At 38.4% G+C, this 15,149-nt stretch carries 16 protein-coding genes; 9 read left to right on the forward strand and 7 right to left on the reverse strand.

Features of this window, described 5'->3' with window-relative positions:
* Nucleotides 1–29: 29 nt before the first annotated feature.
* Entirely contained in the window at nucleotides 30–365 is a 336-nt protein-coding gene (locus IPU53_RS11445) for a DUF1878 family protein (RefSeq protein WP_207450821.1), read from the forward strand.
* On the opposite strand, the gene IPU53_RS11450 is transcribed toward IPU53_RS11445, so the two are convergent.
* Together IPU53_RS11450 and IPU53_RS11455 are read right to left on the reverse strand one after the other, a co-directional pair.
* Entirely contained in the window at nucleotides 362–928 is a 567-nt protein-coding gene (locus IPU53_RS11450; RefSeq protein ID WP_207450822.1) for an HTH-type transcriptional regulator Hpr, read from the reverse strand. The two genes, IPU53_RS11445 and IPU53_RS11450, sit on opposite strands and share 4 nt — an antisense overlap.
* Nucleotides 929–1,257: 329 nt before the next feature.
* The gene (locus tag IPU53_RS11455) at nucleotides 1,258–1,632 is read right to left on the reverse strand and encodes a YtxH domain-containing protein (protein ID WP_207450823.1); all 375 of its coding nucleotides are present in this window, start codon (nucleotides 1,630–1,632) and stop codon (nucleotides 1,258–1,260) included.
* Between the two features lie 322 nt (nucleotides 1,633–1,954).
* Between IPU53_RS11455 and IPU53_RS11460 the strand changes: the two genes are divergently transcribed.
* Nucleotides 1,955–2,149, forward strand: coding sequence for a hypothetical protein (locus IPU53_RS11460; protein WP_207450824.1), 195 nt, complete (start codon nucleotides 1,955–1,957; stop codon nucleotides 2,147–2,149).
* Between the two features lie 47 nt (nucleotides 2,150–2,196).
* Here IPU53_RS11460 and IPU53_RS11465 read toward each other — a convergent pair whose 3' ends face one another.
* Together IPU53_RS11465 and IPU53_RS11470 are read right to left on the reverse strand one after the other, a co-directional pair.
* On the reverse strand, nucleotides 2,197–2,718 hold the full coding sequence (locus IPU53_RS11465; protein ID WP_207450826.1) for a tryptophan transporter: 522 nt from the start codon (nucleotides 2,716–2,718) through the stop codon (nucleotides 2,197–2,199).
* A 133-nt stretch (nucleotides 2,719–2,851) separates the two neighbouring features.
* On the reverse strand, nucleotides 2,852–3,277 hold the full coding sequence (locus IPU53_RS11470) for an HIT family protein (protein WP_207450827.1): 426 nt from the start codon (nucleotides 3,275–3,277) through the stop codon (nucleotides 2,852–2,854).
* Between the two features lie 798 nt (nucleotides 3,278–4,075).
* Here IPU53_RS11470 and IPU53_RS11475 point away from each other — a divergent pair.
* The 3 genes from IPU53_RS11475 to IPU53_RS11485 all read left to right on the forward strand — a co-directional run bounded on the left by IPU53_RS11475 (nucleotide 4,076) and on the right by IPU53_RS11485 (nucleotide 7,197).
* Complete coding sequence (locus IPU53_RS11475) at nucleotides 4,076–4,825, forward strand: ABC transporter ATP-binding protein (RefSeq protein ID WP_207450830.1); 750 nt, start codon at nucleotides 4,076–4,078, stop codon at nucleotides 4,823–4,825.
* The gene (locus tag IPU53_RS11480) at nucleotides 4,809–6,032 is read left to right on the forward strand and encodes an ABC transporter permease (protein WP_207450832.1); all 1,224 of its coding nucleotides are present in this window, start codon (nucleotides 4,809–4,811) and stop codon (nucleotides 6,030–6,032) included. The genes IPU53_RS11475 and IPU53_RS11480 overlap by 17 nt, the downstream gene beginning before the upstream one ends.
* Nucleotides 6,033–6,141: 109 nt before the next feature.
* On the forward strand, nucleotides 6,142–7,197 hold the full coding sequence (locus tag IPU53_RS11485; protein WP_207450834.1) for a 2,3-butanediol dehydrogenase: 1,056 nt from the start codon (nucleotides 6,142–6,144) through the stop codon (nucleotides 7,195–7,197).
* Between the two features lie 49 nt (nucleotides 7,198–7,246).
* Here IPU53_RS11485 and IPU53_RS11490 read toward each other — a convergent pair whose 3' ends face one another.
* Nucleotides 7,247–8,425 carry a M20 family metallopeptidase gene (locus IPU53_RS11490; RefSeq protein ID WP_278253273.1) on the reverse strand — a complete coding sequence of 393 codons (1,179 nt, stop codon included), beginning with the start codon at nucleotides 8,423–8,425 and terminating at the stop codon, nucleotides 7,247–7,249.
* Between the two features lie 163 nt (nucleotides 8,426–8,588).
* On the opposite strand from IPU53_RS11490, the gene IPU53_RS11495 reads away from it, so the two are divergent.
* Complete coding sequence (locus IPU53_RS11495; RefSeq protein WP_207450836.1) at nucleotides 8,589–10,088, forward strand: BCCT family transporter; 1,500 nt, start codon at nucleotides 8,589–8,591, stop codon at nucleotides 10,086–10,088.
* A 20-nt stretch (nucleotides 10,089–10,108) separates the two neighbouring features.
* Here the strand turns inward: IPU53_RS11495 and IPU53_RS11500 are convergent, their stop codons facing one another.
* Nucleotides 10,109–10,639 (reverse strand): antibiotic biosynthesis monooxygenase family protein, encoded by a 531-nt coding sequence (locus tag IPU53_RS11500; RefSeq protein ID WP_207450838.1) that lies wholly within the window; start codon nucleotides 10,637–10,639, stop codon nucleotides 10,109–10,111.
* A gap of 279 nt (nucleotides 10,640–10,918) precedes the next feature.
* Between IPU53_RS11500 and hemE the strand changes: the two genes are divergently transcribed.
* Genes hemE through hemY form a run of 3 tightly spaced genes read left to right on the forward strand, consistent with a single transcriptional unit; the run spans nucleotide 10,919 to nucleotide 14,355 of the window.
* Complete coding sequence (gene hemE / locus IPU53_RS11505; RefSeq protein WP_207450840.1) at nucleotides 10,919–11,953, forward strand: uroporphyrinogen decarboxylase; 1,035 nt, start codon at nucleotides 10,919–10,921, stop codon at nucleotides 11,951–11,953.
* Nucleotides 11,954–11,984: 31 nt separating this feature from the next.
* The gene (hemH, locus tag IPU53_RS11510) at nucleotides 11,985–12,920 is read left to right on the forward strand and encodes a ferrochelatase (protein ID WP_207450842.1); all 936 of its coding nucleotides are present in this window, start codon (nucleotides 11,985–11,987) and stop codon (nucleotides 12,918–12,920) included.
* A 25-nt stretch (nucleotides 12,921–12,945) separates the two neighbouring features.
* A complete protein-coding gene (gene hemY / locus IPU53_RS11515) occupies nucleotides 12,946–14,355 on the forward strand; it encodes a protoporphyrinogen oxidase (RefSeq protein WP_207450844.1) in 1,410 nt (469 codons plus the stop codon).
* A 76-nt stretch (nucleotides 14,356–14,431) separates the two neighbouring features.
* On the opposite strand, the gene IPU53_RS11520 is transcribed toward hemY, so the two are convergent.
* Nucleotides 14,432–14,998: an SCO family protein gene (locus IPU53_RS11520; RefSeq protein WP_207450846.1), complete on the reverse strand. Its 567-nt coding sequence runs from the start codon at nucleotides 14,996–14,998 to the stop codon at nucleotides 14,432–14,434.
* Nucleotides 14,999–15,149: the final 151 nt, after the last annotated feature.

Genomic DNA, 15,149 nt, shown 5'->3' on the forward strand with positions numbered 1-15,149 from the left:
TAAGACTAAGATGAATACGAGGGAACAGAATGGATCATTTATTAACAAGAATTGAAAAATTAGAATATCATCAAACATTATTAATGAAGATGATACGGTCAGAGGGGTTTGAGTTTGATCGATTGATCATCACCCATAATTTGGGACAAGCTGAGGTTGAGGAATTCTTAATTATGTGTGAGGAATTGAATAAAGAAATGCTTGAACAAAAAGCAGAGAAATTTATCTTCTATGCTCCACTTTTTGTTCAATTTAAACGTAGACTTATACCCAAGTTAGATCATCGTGAGGTGATTGAGGCCTGTTTAAAACAGCGAATTTTCCCAGAGTTAATGGATAAACTTAAAAGAAATATCGAGGACTAAATAACGTTCTCTACGTCTAGATCTCTTCGCTCTTCTTTTTCTAAGAATTCCTTTTCCAATCGGGAGAAAGATGTCTCGAATATTTCCATGAAATCCTCTCCGTAAATATTGCGAACAATGGCCAGAAGTTCAATCACTTCAGGAAATTTACCATACAACTCACGCAAAGGCAGGGCACCTTGATATACAGAATTATTGGCAGGTTCATAGGCATCCATTAATTCTAATAGTAAGTTCGTCCCTTTATCTGTGAGCTTTATGTATGTATTACGCTTGTCGTTTTCTCGCTTGGAAAGAGTTAATAATTCTCTTTCTTCCAACTTTTTGGAAAAATTAAAAGCTGTAGAAACATGCATCACACCAAATTTAGAAATGTCTGAGATCGTCGCTCCATTTAAATAGTGCGCGATCCAAAGAACATGATGTTCATTTATATTTAAATCGAATGGTTTGATCCATCTTTGCCAGTCTTTTTCAATGGCTTTCCATAAAGCTTTCGATAATTGGGCCATTCTTTGGGTAAAAAGCATAGATTCTGTAAATGAATATTCTTTTTCTTCCATTTATTTTCCCCGCCTTTTATACTTTAATAACATTATGCCAATAAAGTAAAGATTAATAAAGATATAAATTCACAAAATCTTTAAAAAGGCAAAAAAAATGAAGAGTCTGGGACAAAATTGTATTTACCAAAGGAAAAACCAACTACTAAAGTTCGTTTTTTTCGTTTCGGAACTATACTTTGCTTTCTACGGGCGAGTGGCAGCTCAGCTTTGCCTTATGAGGTCTCGCTGAACTCTCACTTCCCGCAGGAGTCTGCCTATATTTTCTTTGCTAAGATAATTCTGCGTTCGTCTTTGGCGTTTAGTTATGTCCCAATCTCTTCATCATTTTAAGAATTAGAAGAAAGCTGATTTTCTTTTAACTTTTCTTCAAGTTGAGAGATGGTTTTTTGAATCTCTTGCATTTCTTCTTGTAGCACTTTTTTATTCGGTTCCACGCTTCGTTGCCATTCTTCTACGGCTACCTTCACATCAGCAGCAAGCTCTTTGATGACTTCTTTCCCTTCTTTTGATACCTTTGTAACGGAATCTTTAATATCCATGACATCTTCTTTTAATTCTGTTGCCATTTTGACCCAATCATTTTTCGATTCTTTCACTTGATTACGCAGCTCTTTCCCTGAGCTTGGAGCAGTGAGTAGTGCAGTCGCGGCTCCAACAACTCCACCAACAAGAATACCGGTTACTAATGCTTTTCCGTTCATCCGTATCACCTCAAAATTAATCTTATTTAACAACTTCTCCCATTATTAAAAAAATCCTTCATTTTTCTTTACCCCATCTACTCATGGTTATTCATATAATAGCATAAGATTAAAAAAAGGTTGATGGATTACTTAAAGATGATGTTCAAAAAGACCGTTAAAAATGATATTGTGAATGAGAGGATCTTCGACTAAGTTCCGACACGTCCTGTCTCGAACGGTGAATTCACCACAACCCGCGCAAGTTCGTTGGCTTATCTATCCTCTTTTTTGAACATGTACTTAAAAGAAAAGTGATAGTTGAAGGAAGAGGTGAGCAGAAATGACAATTGTAAAGTTAATGATTATCACTATTGGGATCATTCTGCTTTTGGTGATGGGATATCAAATTATTCTGTATTTGCGGTCAGGCATTTATCCACCGAAAAGGGTTGTAAAAGAAAGAATCTTTCTTAGTGGAGGAATAGGTCTCTTTTTTTTCATTATTGGCATTTTTATTATTATATTTGGAAAATAAAAAGCCTGGTATAACGGGTTAGGTTATACCAGGCTGGACACATTTCATTACATGGAAGCAGTGGAAGCAAAATTTGTTCTCTTTAAGATTGTTATGACCAACGGGTACAGAATAAACAATATGATGGCATTAAGTACCATTGCGGGTAGTACAGCAGAGGCGAATAAGGCCAGGAAAGGTCCAGGTAGTTCAAATAACAAATAGGCTGAACCAAGGAATATTGTTCCTGAAACGATTGTGCAAACAACAGAAAGAATAGTTAGTGAAAGTTGCTTCGATAGCTTTTTGCTTAGTAATAGAAATAGTCCATAAAAGACAAAGGCAGTAATGGGTTTATCAATGATATTGGGAATTTGCCCCATCGGAAAACTTGTTGTTAAGGCAGTTAAAAGCCCTGTTGCAATTCCTAATAATAAAACATTTTTCTTATTAGGGAAGAGGGCGATTCCTAAGAACATCATGGCCAGCATCATATCAGGTTTGATTGCCCACGTTCCAGGCATAACTAAATGGAGCACCGTCCCAATTCCTAACAGCATCGATAAAATAACAAGTATTTTTGTCTTCATCTTCTCTCTCCTCTTCTCATCTAGAGCTCATTTCTTTCCTGACGTGCACTATTGCCGACAGCGAAAGGTTAAGAATATTTTATCATAGGAACAGATGCAAAGAAAGGTAAAAAACTCCTGTAAGGGCAGGAGTTTATAGTCGAATAGCTTGATTTATAGTGGCAGCGATCTGTTGAAGATCTTCATTTGAATATTCAGCTTGATGACTGATAAATTTCTTTTTAATGCCATCATTCTTATCATAACGAGGGACAAGGTGGAGATGATAATGAAAAACTTCTTGTCCAGCAAATGAGCCATTATTATTGATTAAATTTAATCCTTTGAGGTCAAATTGAGATCGTAGAGCTCGAGAGATCGCAGGAACAACAGAAAACAATTTTTCAGCTGTTTCTGTATCCAAATCAAAAACATCTTCTTTATGTATTTTTGGGATCACCAGCGTATGTCCTTTTGTCACCTGACTTATATCAAGGAAAGCCAGGACATCATCATTTTCAAATACCTTTGCTGAAGGTATCTCACCATTAATAATTTTGCAAAATATACAATCACTCATTGATATCACCTTCCATTTTTCATCAGTTTAACACAGAATAGGGAACAAAGGCTAAAATCGCGACGTCCTGTCGGCAGGTTCAAAGCACGATATCCTGTTGGCCTAAATAAAAAAACGTGCAAGGTTTCATAAGAAACCTTGCACTGTGAAGGGATTTGCGGGTTTTTAAGGAAAGATTCTCTTTGTAAGTTATCTCCTTTTACGGAAACAACTTAATAAAAAGATTTTCCCGACTTTCCATTACCATGCCCAACGGAACCATCTCCCTTGTCGATTGTCAAGTTTGATTTATCCAATATTCATGATCAATGTTGATCGCTACTTACTTTCCAATGATGTTGATGTCTTTCGACTGTTCAACTTCTTTCCCGCTCCTTCATCCATTATAATAGCCAGATCTTCAATTGTTCATACTGGTAAAATGAGCCAATCTTAAAAAAGGTTTTTTTAAGGTAGAAGAATCAGCAATAGATGAAATAATTTGGTAAACTAATGTACATAGAGAATAAAGTGAAACTTCAATCAGTGAAATATTTTCATCCCCCACTGATTTCAGAGGATCAAAGGCGAAAAACGCGACACCCTGTCGGCAGGTTCAAAACACGACATCCTGTCGTTTCACCTGCACTAGTACGGCCTGTACGTCGCTATGCCTTTGTGACCAACATCTTGTTGGCCTGAACCAATCGGGCTTTTACGGGCAGTTATCCCCACCTATGCTACTCCGTATTCTCTAAAGACTTGAGGTGGGAGGATTACTGCCCGTTAAATGCGGGATAAAAGAGAGGACGAAGGGACATGCCTTTACTGGATATAAAGAATGTAACAGGTGGATATACAAAAAAACCGGTTATTGAAGATATTTCTTTTCAAGTGAACGCGGGCCAAATTGTAGGGTTAATTGGTCTAAACGGAGCTGGGAAAAGTACAACAATCAAACATATTATTGGGCTAATGGAAGAACGCGCAGGAGAAATCACTATTAATGGCATATCATTGAAAGAAAAACCAGAAGAATATAGGAAGCAATTTTCTTTTGTACCAGAAACACCTATTCTTTATGAAGAGTTAACATTGGAAGAACATTTAAAATTAACTGCAATGGCTTATGATCTTCCTGAAGAACTATTTAAAAAGCGAATGACTCCGTTATTAAAGGAATTTCGTCTTGATCAGAAGCTAAAGTGGTTTCCAGCTCATTTTTCTAAAGGAATGAAGCAAAAGGTCATGATTATGTGTGCGTTTTTAAATGAGCCCTCTTTATACATTATTGATGAACCGTTTGTGGGACTTGATCCACTGGGGATTCAATCACTTTTGGACCTTATGAATAACATGAAAAGCAATGGAGCAGGAATTTTGATGTCCACCCATATTTTAGCGACAGCGGAGCGATATTGTGATCGTTTTATTATTTTGCATAACGGGAAGATTAGAGCCAATGGAACACTGGAGGATTTGCGTGAAGAGTTTTCCATGAAGAATGCGTCTCTAGACGATATTTATTTGCAATTGACAAAGGAAGAGATCGATGAAAACAATAAATGAATTGTGGAAGGAAAGAGTACAAGCCTATATAAAAGAACTACAGAAATACATGAAATACATGTTCAATGACCATTTATTATTTGTAATCATTTTTGGTGGGGGAGCTGCATTATATTATTATTCTCAATGGGTCAAGACCCTGCAGCCTTCATTTCCTATAGCGGTTATTATGGCAATCCTGTTGGCCTTAGTTTTATCCGCAAGTCCGATTACAACACTTTTAAAAGAAGCAGACATTGTGTTTTTGCTTCCGCTCGAGACAAAGCTTAAGCCATATTTTAAAAAGGCAATTACTTTAAGTTTTGTTACCCAAATTTATCTGATTGTTTTTGTGGTTGCCGCATGTATGCCGATGTTTGTTCAAGTAACAGGCAAAAGCTTTAAGTGGTTCTTGTATTTACTTTTCTTAACAATCTTATTAAAGTATTGGAATTTATTAATTCATTGGTGGATGCTCAAAATAGCTTCCTCATATTCGCTTATTTTCGATTGGCTTATTCGGTTTGCAGGAAGCGGACTCTTGCTTTATTTTATTCTAAATGATGCTTCATTTTGGTTTATTGGTGCTATCTTATTTATTATCGCTGCTTTTTCGATCTATGTTAGGGAAGCTGCGAAAAATAAAGGGATTAATTGGGAGCGATTAGTTGATAAGGAGCAAGCGAGAATGCAAGCTTTTTATCATGTGGCGAATATGTTTACAGATGTGCCGCATTTAAAAGGACGTGTTAAAAGAAGACGTTGGCTTGATGCTTTGTTTACTTCGATTCCTTATGGAAGTGACGAGACATACCGTTTTTTATATGCCCGCGCGCTCGTAAGAACGAATGAGTATTCAGGATTAATTATCAGGTTGTCTGTCATTTCAGCGTTGATTATTCTTTGGAGTGATCAATTATATTTATCACTTGCGATTTCTTTATTGTTTATTTATTTAACAGGCTTTCAGCTATTTCCCATCTTAAGACGGTATGAAGTGAAAATCTGGACAAATCTTTATCCGATCAAGAAAAGCCAAAAAAATAATGCCTTTTTACAATTATTATTGAAAATATTACTCTTACAGGCGGTTATATTTGGTGTCTGTGCATGGATAGGCGGGGATATCTTACACGGTGCCATTGTAGCGGGAATTTCAATTATCTTTGCTGTCCTGTTTGCACGAGTATATGCGCCTGCAAGAATAAAGAAAATTTTTTCTATATAAATTTGTATAGAATGTCGTTCAAATAGCTAAAAAGGACGACATTTTTAAATGTTTGTGATATAGTGAGCATATGATCGATCATAATAATATCTTTCTAGGGGGAGTCAAGATGAAAGCAGCTAGATGGCACGAAGCAAAAGATATCCGTGTAGAATCGGTAGAGGAACCTGTCATCACAGCGGGAAAAGTAAAAATTGAAGTAAAATGGGCTGGGATCTGTGGAAGTGATCTACATGAATATGCAGCCGGCCCTATTTTTGTTCCAGTGGAAGAGCCGCATTATGTAAGCAAGGAAGTAGCCCCGATTGTGATGGGACATGAGTTTTCTGGTATTGTAACAGAGATAGCTTCAGATGTAACAAAGGTAAAAGTAGGCGATCCAGTTGTTGTTGAACCAATTCTTGCTTGTGGTGAATGCCTTGCCTGTAAAAAAGGGAAATATAATGTATGTGAGCATTTAGGTTTTCATGGTCTCTCTGGTGGTGGAGGCGGATTCGCTGAATGTACGATGGTAGATGAACATATGGTCCATAAGATGCCAGAAGGACTTACTTTTGAACAAGGAGCATTGGTAGAGCCGGCTGCTGTAGCTCTTCATGCTGTTCGTCAAAGCAAACTCAAAGCTGGAGATAAAGCAGCTGTATTTGGTGCGGGACCTATTGGTTTACTGATCATTGAAGCATTACGCGCTGCAGGGGCCTCTGAAATTTATGCAATTGAAATCTCGCCAGAACGAGCAGTAAAAGCGAAGGAATTAGGTGCTAAAGCCGTTATTAACCCTATAGAAGAGGATGCTGTTCAACGCCTGCTTGAATATACGAACGGTGGGGTAGATGTGGCCTATGAGGTTACCGGAGTCCCAGCTGTTTTACAGCAATGCATTGATTCCACAACATTCGAAGGTGAAACGGTTATTGTATCTATTTGGGAAACAGATGCTTCGATTCTTCCAAATAATATTGTATTGACAGAGAGATCTATGAAAGGAATCATTGCCTATAGAGATATTTTCCCAGCTGTAATGGAATTAATGAATCAAGGTTATTTTCAAGCTGATCAGCTTGTCACGAAGAAGATAGACCTTGATGATATAGTGTCTGAAGGTTTTGAGGCATTAATGAAAGAAAAGAATCAAATTAAAATTTTAGTGAAACCTTCTATCTGAAGGAGAAAAGAGGAGTTCTGACCATAGAATTCCTCTTTTCTGTTTAGTGCTATGACTTAGCAGCTCGTAATGCAACAAGGCCCAGTGTTTTTGCGGCTGCAAGCATCGCTTTCTCATTGATATCAAATTTTGGATGATGGTGGGGAAACGGTACAGACACACCTTCAGGCTTGGCGCCGGTAAAAAAGAACGTTCCTTTCACTTTTTCTAAATAATAAGCAAAGTCCTCTCCCGTCATTTCGAGAACAGATTCTTCTACATTTTCAATATCCGGAATCTCATTAGCCCATTGAGCGAGCCACTCTGTTTCCTCAGGATGATTGACGACGGCAGGGTAGCCTTTATGATAGTTAAATTCAAAATCACAATCGGCTGCAAGGCAAGTGCCTTTTGTGATTCTTTCTAGCTCCATTTTGACCATGTTTTGGACGGCAGGATTAAATGTACGGACTGTGCCCCCAAGGGTGACCTGATCGGCAATCACATTAAAGGAATTTTCTGCTTGGAAATAGCCAATTGAAAGTACGGCTGATTCAATCGGATCTACTTTTCTACTCACAATCTGTTGTACATTCATTACCAATTGAGAGGCAATGACAATGGAGTCTTTTGATTTATGTGGTTGTGCACCGTGCCCCCCGTAACCATTAATTTTAATTTCAAATCGATCAGCTGCTGCCATAATAGGTCCCTTTCGGTAGGCGACTGTACCATATGGAACAGTTGCCCATAAATGAGTACCGAAAATGAAGTCCACACCATCCAAACAACCATCATCAATCATTGGCTTGGCCCCACCTGGGGAAAGCTCCTCGGCGTGTTGATGGATCAAAACATACTCTCCGGCAAGCTCATCCTTCATTTGAAAGAGTATTTTTGCGAGGACAAGCAGGGTGGCTGTATGTCCATCATGCCCGCAAGCATGCATCACACCAGGATTTGTCGATTGGAAGGGAAGTCCGGTTTCCTCTTGGATTGGTAAAGCATCAAAATCGGCCCGTAAAGCAATGGTCTTCCCCGGTTTCCCACCGCTTATTTTGGCTACAACTCCATTGCCTCCTACTCCACTGCGAATTTCCGTTACCCCTAATTTCCGGTAATATTCCGCAATATAGGCGGCTGTCTTTTTCTCTTGAAAGGAGAGTTCAGGATGTTGATGAAGATATCTGCGGATTTCAACCATCTCATCATAATGATGATTTAGCTTTTTAAATAAAGTCTCTTTCAATTTGTTCACACACCTCACATATAGTATTTTATCATCTATTATATCAGTATTTTTAAAAGATTTGTTTTTTGGGGGGGGGGGAAGAAAAAAGGAAAAAATATGTAGAGCGGTTGCATTTGCTTGGAAGTTTCTATACGTTTACATAGTAAGGATGTGAAAAAAGATGAATAAAGTTACAAGTGTGTTTTGGGTATCACTTGCTATTTGTTTGCTTGTGGTTATTTGGGGATCGATTGCACCGGAAAATCTGGAGTCTCTTACGACAAATATAACAAATTTACTTTCAAAAGACTTTGGGTGGTTTTATCTTTTATCTGTAATCGTTATGCTGGTGTTTTGCGTGTTCTTAATGTTTTCTCGGTATGGAGATGTCAAACTAGGTAAGGCAAATGATGGACCTGAGTTTAGTTTAATGTCTTGGTTTGCCATGCTATTCAGCGCAGGGATGGGAATGGGCTTGGTCTTTTGGACAACCGCCGAGCCGATCTCTCATGCTTTTACGAGTAGTGCTGGTGCTGAGTTGGGGTCTGATGAAGCCATTCAGGATGCCCTTAAATATTCGTTTTTTCATTGGGGGATCCACGCGTGGGCGATATATGGAGTCGTCGGTCTTGTTTTGGCATATTTTAAATTTCATCAAGGTGCCCCTGGTTTAATTAGTTCAACGCTTGTTCCTATATTTGGTAAGAAGAGAATGGAGGGGAGACTTGGAAAATGGGTGGATATTCTTGCTGTATTTGCCACTGTTGTTGGTGTGGCAGCTACATTAGGATTCGGTTCCGCACAAATTACAAGTGGACTTTCTTTTTTAATCGGAACACCTGATACATTTGCCGTTCAAATCGTGATATTGGTTGTGTCGGCGGCTTTGTTCATTTGGTCAGCATGGTCCGGGATTGGCCGTGGGATCAAGTATTTAAGTAATATCAATATGGGACTTGCTGGGGTTCTCTTACTTTTATTATTTATTGTTGGCCCGACACTTTATATTCTTAATATGTTTACCCACACAATCGGGGCGTATTTAAGTGATTTCTTTCGGATGAGCTTACGGATCGGACCGCTCAATGAAGAGACGAGAGCTTGGATTGATGATTGGACGATCTTCTATTGGGCATGGTGGATCTCCTGGTCTCCTTTTGTAGGGATCTTTATTGCGCGAATTTCAAAAGGAAGAACAGTGAAAGAATTTATGCTGGGTGTTTTATTTGTTCCAGCTCTTGTTTGTTTTATCTTTTTCTCCGTTTTCGGTGTTTCTGCACTGAATCTTGAGCAAAATGGGATAGCCAAGATATCAGAGTTGTCAGTAGAAACCTCTACATTTGGGGTATTGGCAGAATATCCGCTTGGCACTCCAATGTCTATTATAACCGTATTTGTGGTTGCAATCTTTTTTATTACTTCAGCAGATTCAGCAACATTTGTATTAGGTATGTTGAGTACCAATGGATTATTAAACCCAGCCAATTCAGTGAAAATTATGTGGGGGTTAGCACAAGCTGCTCTTGCAGCAATTATTGTTTATTTTGGAGGAACACAAGGACTACAAAATATGCTGATCATTGCTGCCTTGCCTTTTACAATTGTTGTATTGCTGATGGGAATGTCATTTTTGAAAGCTGTGAGAACAGAATTTAAACCGCAGAGCCCTTCCGAAAAATAATCTGATTTAACCCAGAAAGTTCAAGAACTCTCTGGATTAAATGGATCGTCATCCAATTCTTCTATCTCATCTTCGGAAACAATATACGTATACGTATGAGGAGGGGACGAAAACATATTCCCTAGGTGCTGGGGGATTTGAAATTGGGCGAAGGTGGAGGACTTTTCCCAGCGCACATAGAAACTCTCGGTTTGCCACAATGTCATGATGATGTAGATTTCACTTGATAATGGACGTAAAATCCGCGCCGCTATTATCCCTTCTTCCTGTTTAATGAGCGTAAGTTTATTTTCGAAATTATATTCAAATAATGGTCTGTTCTCATCGCGGACAGATACATAATGGCATGCTACAAATCCTTCGCTAGCAAAATGACCAAATGCATCCATCGTCTCGTACTTCCGCGGTGATTGGAAGAACGAGCCTTTATTTGTTTCATGCCATAATTCTGTTGTACGCATGTTTTGCATAAGCATCATTTTCTCAGTTGGATGCTGTTCCTCGAGTTTTTTTAAATACGGATACGTTCCGGCGGTTATATACATATACATTTTTATCACTCCATCTGTCATATTCAATAGGTACCATGGTTGCTGTATTTTACCCATTGTTATCGAACTTGAAACAGAATTCCTATTGTCTGTAGGTTTAAAGTCTCCCGCAATATGGACAAAATATGAATAAAAAGTAGTAATGAAATCGGACAATTTTATGACAAGCGGCTCTAGTTGCTATACTTTGCTTGGTAAAAATAATATAGTTAGGACAACCACTATTATTTCGTACTAAGTAAATTATAGCATGTTTGCGAAAGGCGGATTTATATATTTATGACAAAAATAACGAATAATACATTTTTGCGAGCGGCAAGAGGAGAGCGTGCGGAACATGTACCTGTTTGGTATATGCGTCAAGCCGGCCGATCACAAGCTGAATACCGGAAATTAAAAGAGAAATATTCTTTATTTGAGATCACACATCAGCCTGAGTTATGTGCGTATGTCACAAAGCTTCCTGTTGATATGTATAATGTTGATGCGGCGATCCTTTATAAAGATATTATGACTCCACTTCCAGCAATAGGCGTCGATGTTGAAATCAAAAGTGGCATTGGACCTGTTATTGATCAACCGATCCGATCGAAAGAAGATATTGAAAAGCTAGGAGAAATTGACCCAGAGCAGGATATTCCTTATGTATTAGACACGATCAAGCTCCTAACAAAAGAACAACTAACTGTTCCGTTAATTGGGTTTGCAGGAGCACCTTTTACTTTGGCAAGTTACATGATTGAGGGAGGACCATCGAAAAATTACCATAAAACGAAAGCTTTTATGTATGCTGAATCACAAGCTTGGTTCCTTTTAATGGACAAGCTTGCGAATATGACCGTTCGTTATCTAAAGGCACAAGTGCAAGTTGGGGCAAGCGCTCTACAAATTTTTGATTCATGGGTTGGGGCAGTGAGCAGGGTGGATTACCAGACCTATATTAAACCAACAATGGAAAAAATATTTAATGAAATGAAAGAAGTAAATGTACCATTGATCATGCATGGGGTAGGAGCGAGTCATCTTGTACTGGAATGGAACGATTTGCCGCTTGATGTCGTAGGGTTAGATTGGAGATTACCGATTTCAGAAGCGAGGCAATTAGGAGTCACCAAAGCTGTGCAAGGAAATCTTGATCCAGCTGTACTGATTGCGGATTGGTCTACAATTGAAACAAAAGCGAAGGAAATCCTTGATCAAGGGATGCAACAACCAGGCTTTATCTTTAATCTCGGCCATGGTGTTTTTCCAGAGGTAAGTCCGGATGTTTTAAAGAAATTGACGAATTTTATTCATGAATATAGTAAAAAGTAAGCTTAGTTAAAAGGAACGAGGAGTGAAGGAAATGAGTAAGAAAAAGATCGGTTTATTAGTCATGGCATATGGGACACCCTACCATGAGGATGACATCGAGCGATATTATACACATATTCGCCACGGTCGAGCCCCTTCAAAAGAAGCACTAGAAGATTTACAAAATCGTTATCAAGCTATTGGTGGAATCTCTCCACTAGCTAAGATTACAGAACAGCAAGCGTATGGCTTGCAAGATCATTTAAATGAAATGCAAGATGAAATTGAATTTAAAACGTATATAGGACTAAAACATATTGAGCCTTTTATTGAAGATGCCGTGCAGAAAATGCATGAAGACGGAATAGAAGAAGCTGTTTCTCTTGTACTTGCACCTCATTTTTCTACTTTCAGTGTTGAGTCTTATAATAAACGAGCAAAAGAAACAGCGGAAAAATGCGGCGGTCCAACAATCACATCTATTGAGAGCTGGTATACTGAACCTAAGTTTATTCAGTTCTGGGCAAACGAAGTGAAAGAGATATATGAAAATATGAGCGAGAACGAACGAGAAGCAGCTTGCTTGATTGTTTCAGCTCATAGTCTTCCAGAAAAAATATTAGAATTTGGTGACCCTTACCCAGAGCAGTTGAAGCAAACAGCTCAATTGATAGCTGAAACAGCGGGTGTAACGACTTATCATGTTGGCTGGCAAAGTGAAGGAAATACACCAGATCCATGGTTAGGCCCTGATGTGCAAGATTTAACACGAGAACTTTTTGAAAGTAAAGGGTATAAAACGTTTGTGTATACTCCGGTTGGCTTTGTTTCTACTCATTTAGAAGTTCTTTATGACAATGATGTGGAATGTAAAGTAGTGACAGATGAAGTAGGAGCTTCCTACTACCGTCCAGCTATGCCAGATGCTCAGCCTGAATTTATTGATGTGTTGTCTACCGTTGTTCTTAAGCATCTTGGGAAAAATTAATGCAGGATAAAGTAGGCGATTGTTTATGAATCAACAAAAGAAAAAAGTGGTGATAGTCGGTGGAGGGATCACCGGCTTAACTTCCGCTTTTTATTTGAATCGAGCGATTAATCAGCACCAATTGCCGATTGAATTGACACTAATTGAAGCAAATCATCGGTTAGGCGGTAAGATACAGACAGAATATAAAGATGGTTTTGTGATTGAAAAAGGTGCTGACTCCTTTCTTGAACGGAAATCAGATGCTAAACAGCTAGTGCAGGATGTTGGTTTGGCACATGACCTTGTTAGGAATACCGCAGGGAAGACACATATTGTGGTAAAAGATCATATGTACCCGATGCCTGTTGGGGCTGTTATGGGGATTCCTACAAAGTTGGGGCCGTTTTTGAAAACGGGTCTTTTTTCAGTACAAGGGAAAGTTAGAGCAGCATGTGATTATATTTTGCCACGTTCTAAAGTGGAAGGGGATCAATCGGTTGGCAGTTTTATTAGAAGAAGATTAGGCGAGGAGGTTGCAGAAAATTTAGTGGAACCTCTATTATCTGGTATTTATATTGGTGATATGGATCAACTAAGCCTGCTATCTACCTTCCCGCAATTTCATGAAGCTGAAAAGGAACATCGAAGTTTAATTCGTGGATTAAAGAAAATGTCGAAAGAAGCTGGGCAAGGGACCTTAACGAGTAAAAACCAAGGTGTTTTTCTTACTCTAAAAAATGGTTTACAATCATTAGTCGAAGCAATTGAAACACAGCTTAAGGATGTGACAATCTTAAAAGGCATTGCAGTAAAAGAAGTAGAAATGGTGAAAAACACCCATTATGAAATGAAATTAAATGATGGGAGATCGATTCAAGCCGATGGGGTGATTCTAGCTCTTCCACATCCAATGATGCCAGAATTAACGCCGGCTGAAAATTATTTAAGAGACTATACAGATATGTCAGCGACAACCGTGGCTTCTGTCGTCACAGCCTTTAAAGAGGATGCTATTAATCTAGCAGATGGGGTTGGGTTTGTTGTGTCAAGACATAGTGATTATACGATTACAGCTTGTACATGGACGCATAAAAAATGGCCGCATACCGCCCCTAAAGGGATGGCCCTTCTTCGTTGTTATGTAGGACGAATTGGAGAAGAAACCGTTGTGGATCTTTCTGATTCAGAAATTGAAAAAATGGTTTTAGAAGACCTACAGGAAATATTAAATATCACAGAAAAGCCGGAATTTTCAATTGTTACAAGATGGAAGAAGGCCTTTCCCCAATATAATGTTGGGCATCATCAACGCATGAATGAGCTGAGCGAATCATTGAGTAAAAAAATGCCTGGTGTATTTGTGACAGGGAGTTCGTGTGATGGCCTTGGATTACCAGACTGTATTACTCAAGGAAGAGCGGCTGCTGAAAAAATGAAGCAATTTCTTAATTGATGAAGAATGGCTTGTATGTGCGATGAAATATAAAAACCAAGCAAAGAACAATGTGGTAGTGTTCTTTGCTTGGTTTTTAATGTTTTGCAGCGGATTTAATATCTTTTAGTATTTGTTTATACGGCACATCCTTGTCAGCAGGATAATCACTAATGACCTCACCCTTTTTATTCATGAGGAAAAATTTTGTACCATGAATGACCTGGTCATCATTTTCAGGTTTGACGACCCATTCTTTGAAATTTTTAAGAGCATAATCTTCAATCTCACCTTGGCTATAGCCAGTTAGAAAATGCCAAGTTGAGAAATTAGCTCCAAAAGATTCTCCAAATTTTTTTAAGCCTTCCGGGGTATCAACTTCAGGGTCTACACTAAACGAAACGAAATGCACATTATCTATCCCTGCATCTTCCACTTGTCTTTGAAGATCACTCATATTGGCTGTCAAGGTCGGACAAATGGTTGTGCAATTTGTAAAAATCAAATTGCCTACCCATACCTTATCTTCCAAGTCTTTAAGCCCAAAGCTTTGTCCTTCTTGATCCGTATATTGGAAATCTTCTAATGGTCTTCCTTCTTTAGATGAACAACCTGCGATAACTAATAAACAGGACAATAAAAGTAGCATTCCATATTTTTTCATCAAAAAACCTCCAAACCCTCCATACTTCCATTATCATTATAGCCAAAAATATGAAGGGAATGGGCATTTATGCAATCTGTTCAGAAACTTTTCATAAATTATCGTTTTTGCATATACATTTAGAGGAAATTGTCAATAAAAAAAGATTGAA

The organism is Bacillus sp. SD088 (genome assembly GCF_017355205.1).
Classification (GTDB): domain Bacteria; phylum Bacillota; class Bacilli; order Bacillales; family Bacillaceae_C; genus Lederbergia.

Excerpts from the sequence above, each read along its gene's own strand:
- hemH (WP_207450842.1), top strand. The coding sequence starts at position 11,985 with ATGAGTAAGAAAAAGATCGGTTTATTAGTCATGGCATATGGGACACCC.
- hemY (WP_207450844.1), top strand. The coding sequence starts at position 12,946 with ATGAATCAACAAAAGAAAAAAGTGGTGATAGTCGGTGGAGGGATCACC.
- IPU53_RS11465 (WP_207450826.1), bottom strand. The coding sequence starts at position 2,718 with ATGAAGACAAAAATACTTGTTATTTTATCGATGCTGTTAGGAATTGGG.
- IPU53_RS11460 (WP_207450824.1), top strand. The coding sequence starts at position 1,955 with ATGACAATTGTAAAGTTAATGATTATCACTATTGGGATCATTCTGCTT.
- IPU53_RS11485 (WP_207450834.1), top strand. The coding sequence starts at position 6,142 with ATGAAAGCAGCTAGATGGCACGAAGCAAAAGATATCCGTGTAGAATCG.
- IPU53_RS11455 (WP_207450823.1), bottom strand. The coding sequence starts at position 1,632 with ATGAACGGAAAAGCATTAGTAACCGGTATTCTTGTTGGTGGAGTTGTT.
- IPU53_RS11475 (WP_207450830.1), top strand. The coding sequence starts at position 4,076 with ATGCCTTTACTGGATATAAAGAATGTAACAGGTGGATATACAAAAAAA.
- IPU53_RS11500 (WP_207450838.1), bottom strand. The coding sequence starts at position 10,639 with ATGTATATGTATATAACCGCCGGAACGTATCCGTATTTAAAAAAACTC.
- IPU53_RS11480 (WP_207450832.1), top strand. The coding sequence starts at position 4,809 with ATGAAAACAATAAATGAATTGTGGAAGGAAAGAGTACAAGCCTATATA.
- IPU53_RS11445 (WP_207450821.1), top strand. The coding sequence starts at position 30 with ATGGATCATTTATTAACAAGAATTGAAAAATTAGAATATCATCAAACA.
- hemE (WP_207450840.1), top strand. The coding sequence starts at position 10,919 with ATGACAAAAATAACGAATAATACATTTTTGCGAGCGGCAAGAGGAGAG.
- IPU53_RS11470 (WP_207450827.1), bottom strand. The coding sequence starts at position 3,277 with ATGAGTGATTGTATATTTTGCAAAATTATTAATGGTGAGATACCTTCA.
- IPU53_RS11450 (WP_207450822.1), bottom strand. The coding sequence starts at position 928 with ATGGAAGAAAAAGAATATTCATTTACAGAATCTATGCTTTTTACCCAA.
- IPU53_RS11520 (WP_207450846.1), bottom strand. The coding sequence starts at position 14,998 with ATGAAAAAATATGGAATGCTACTTTTATTGTCCTGTTTATTAGTTATC.
- IPU53_RS11495 (WP_207450836.1), top strand. The coding sequence starts at position 8,589 with ATGAATAAAGTTACAAGTGTGTTTTGGGTATCACTTGCTATTTGTTTG.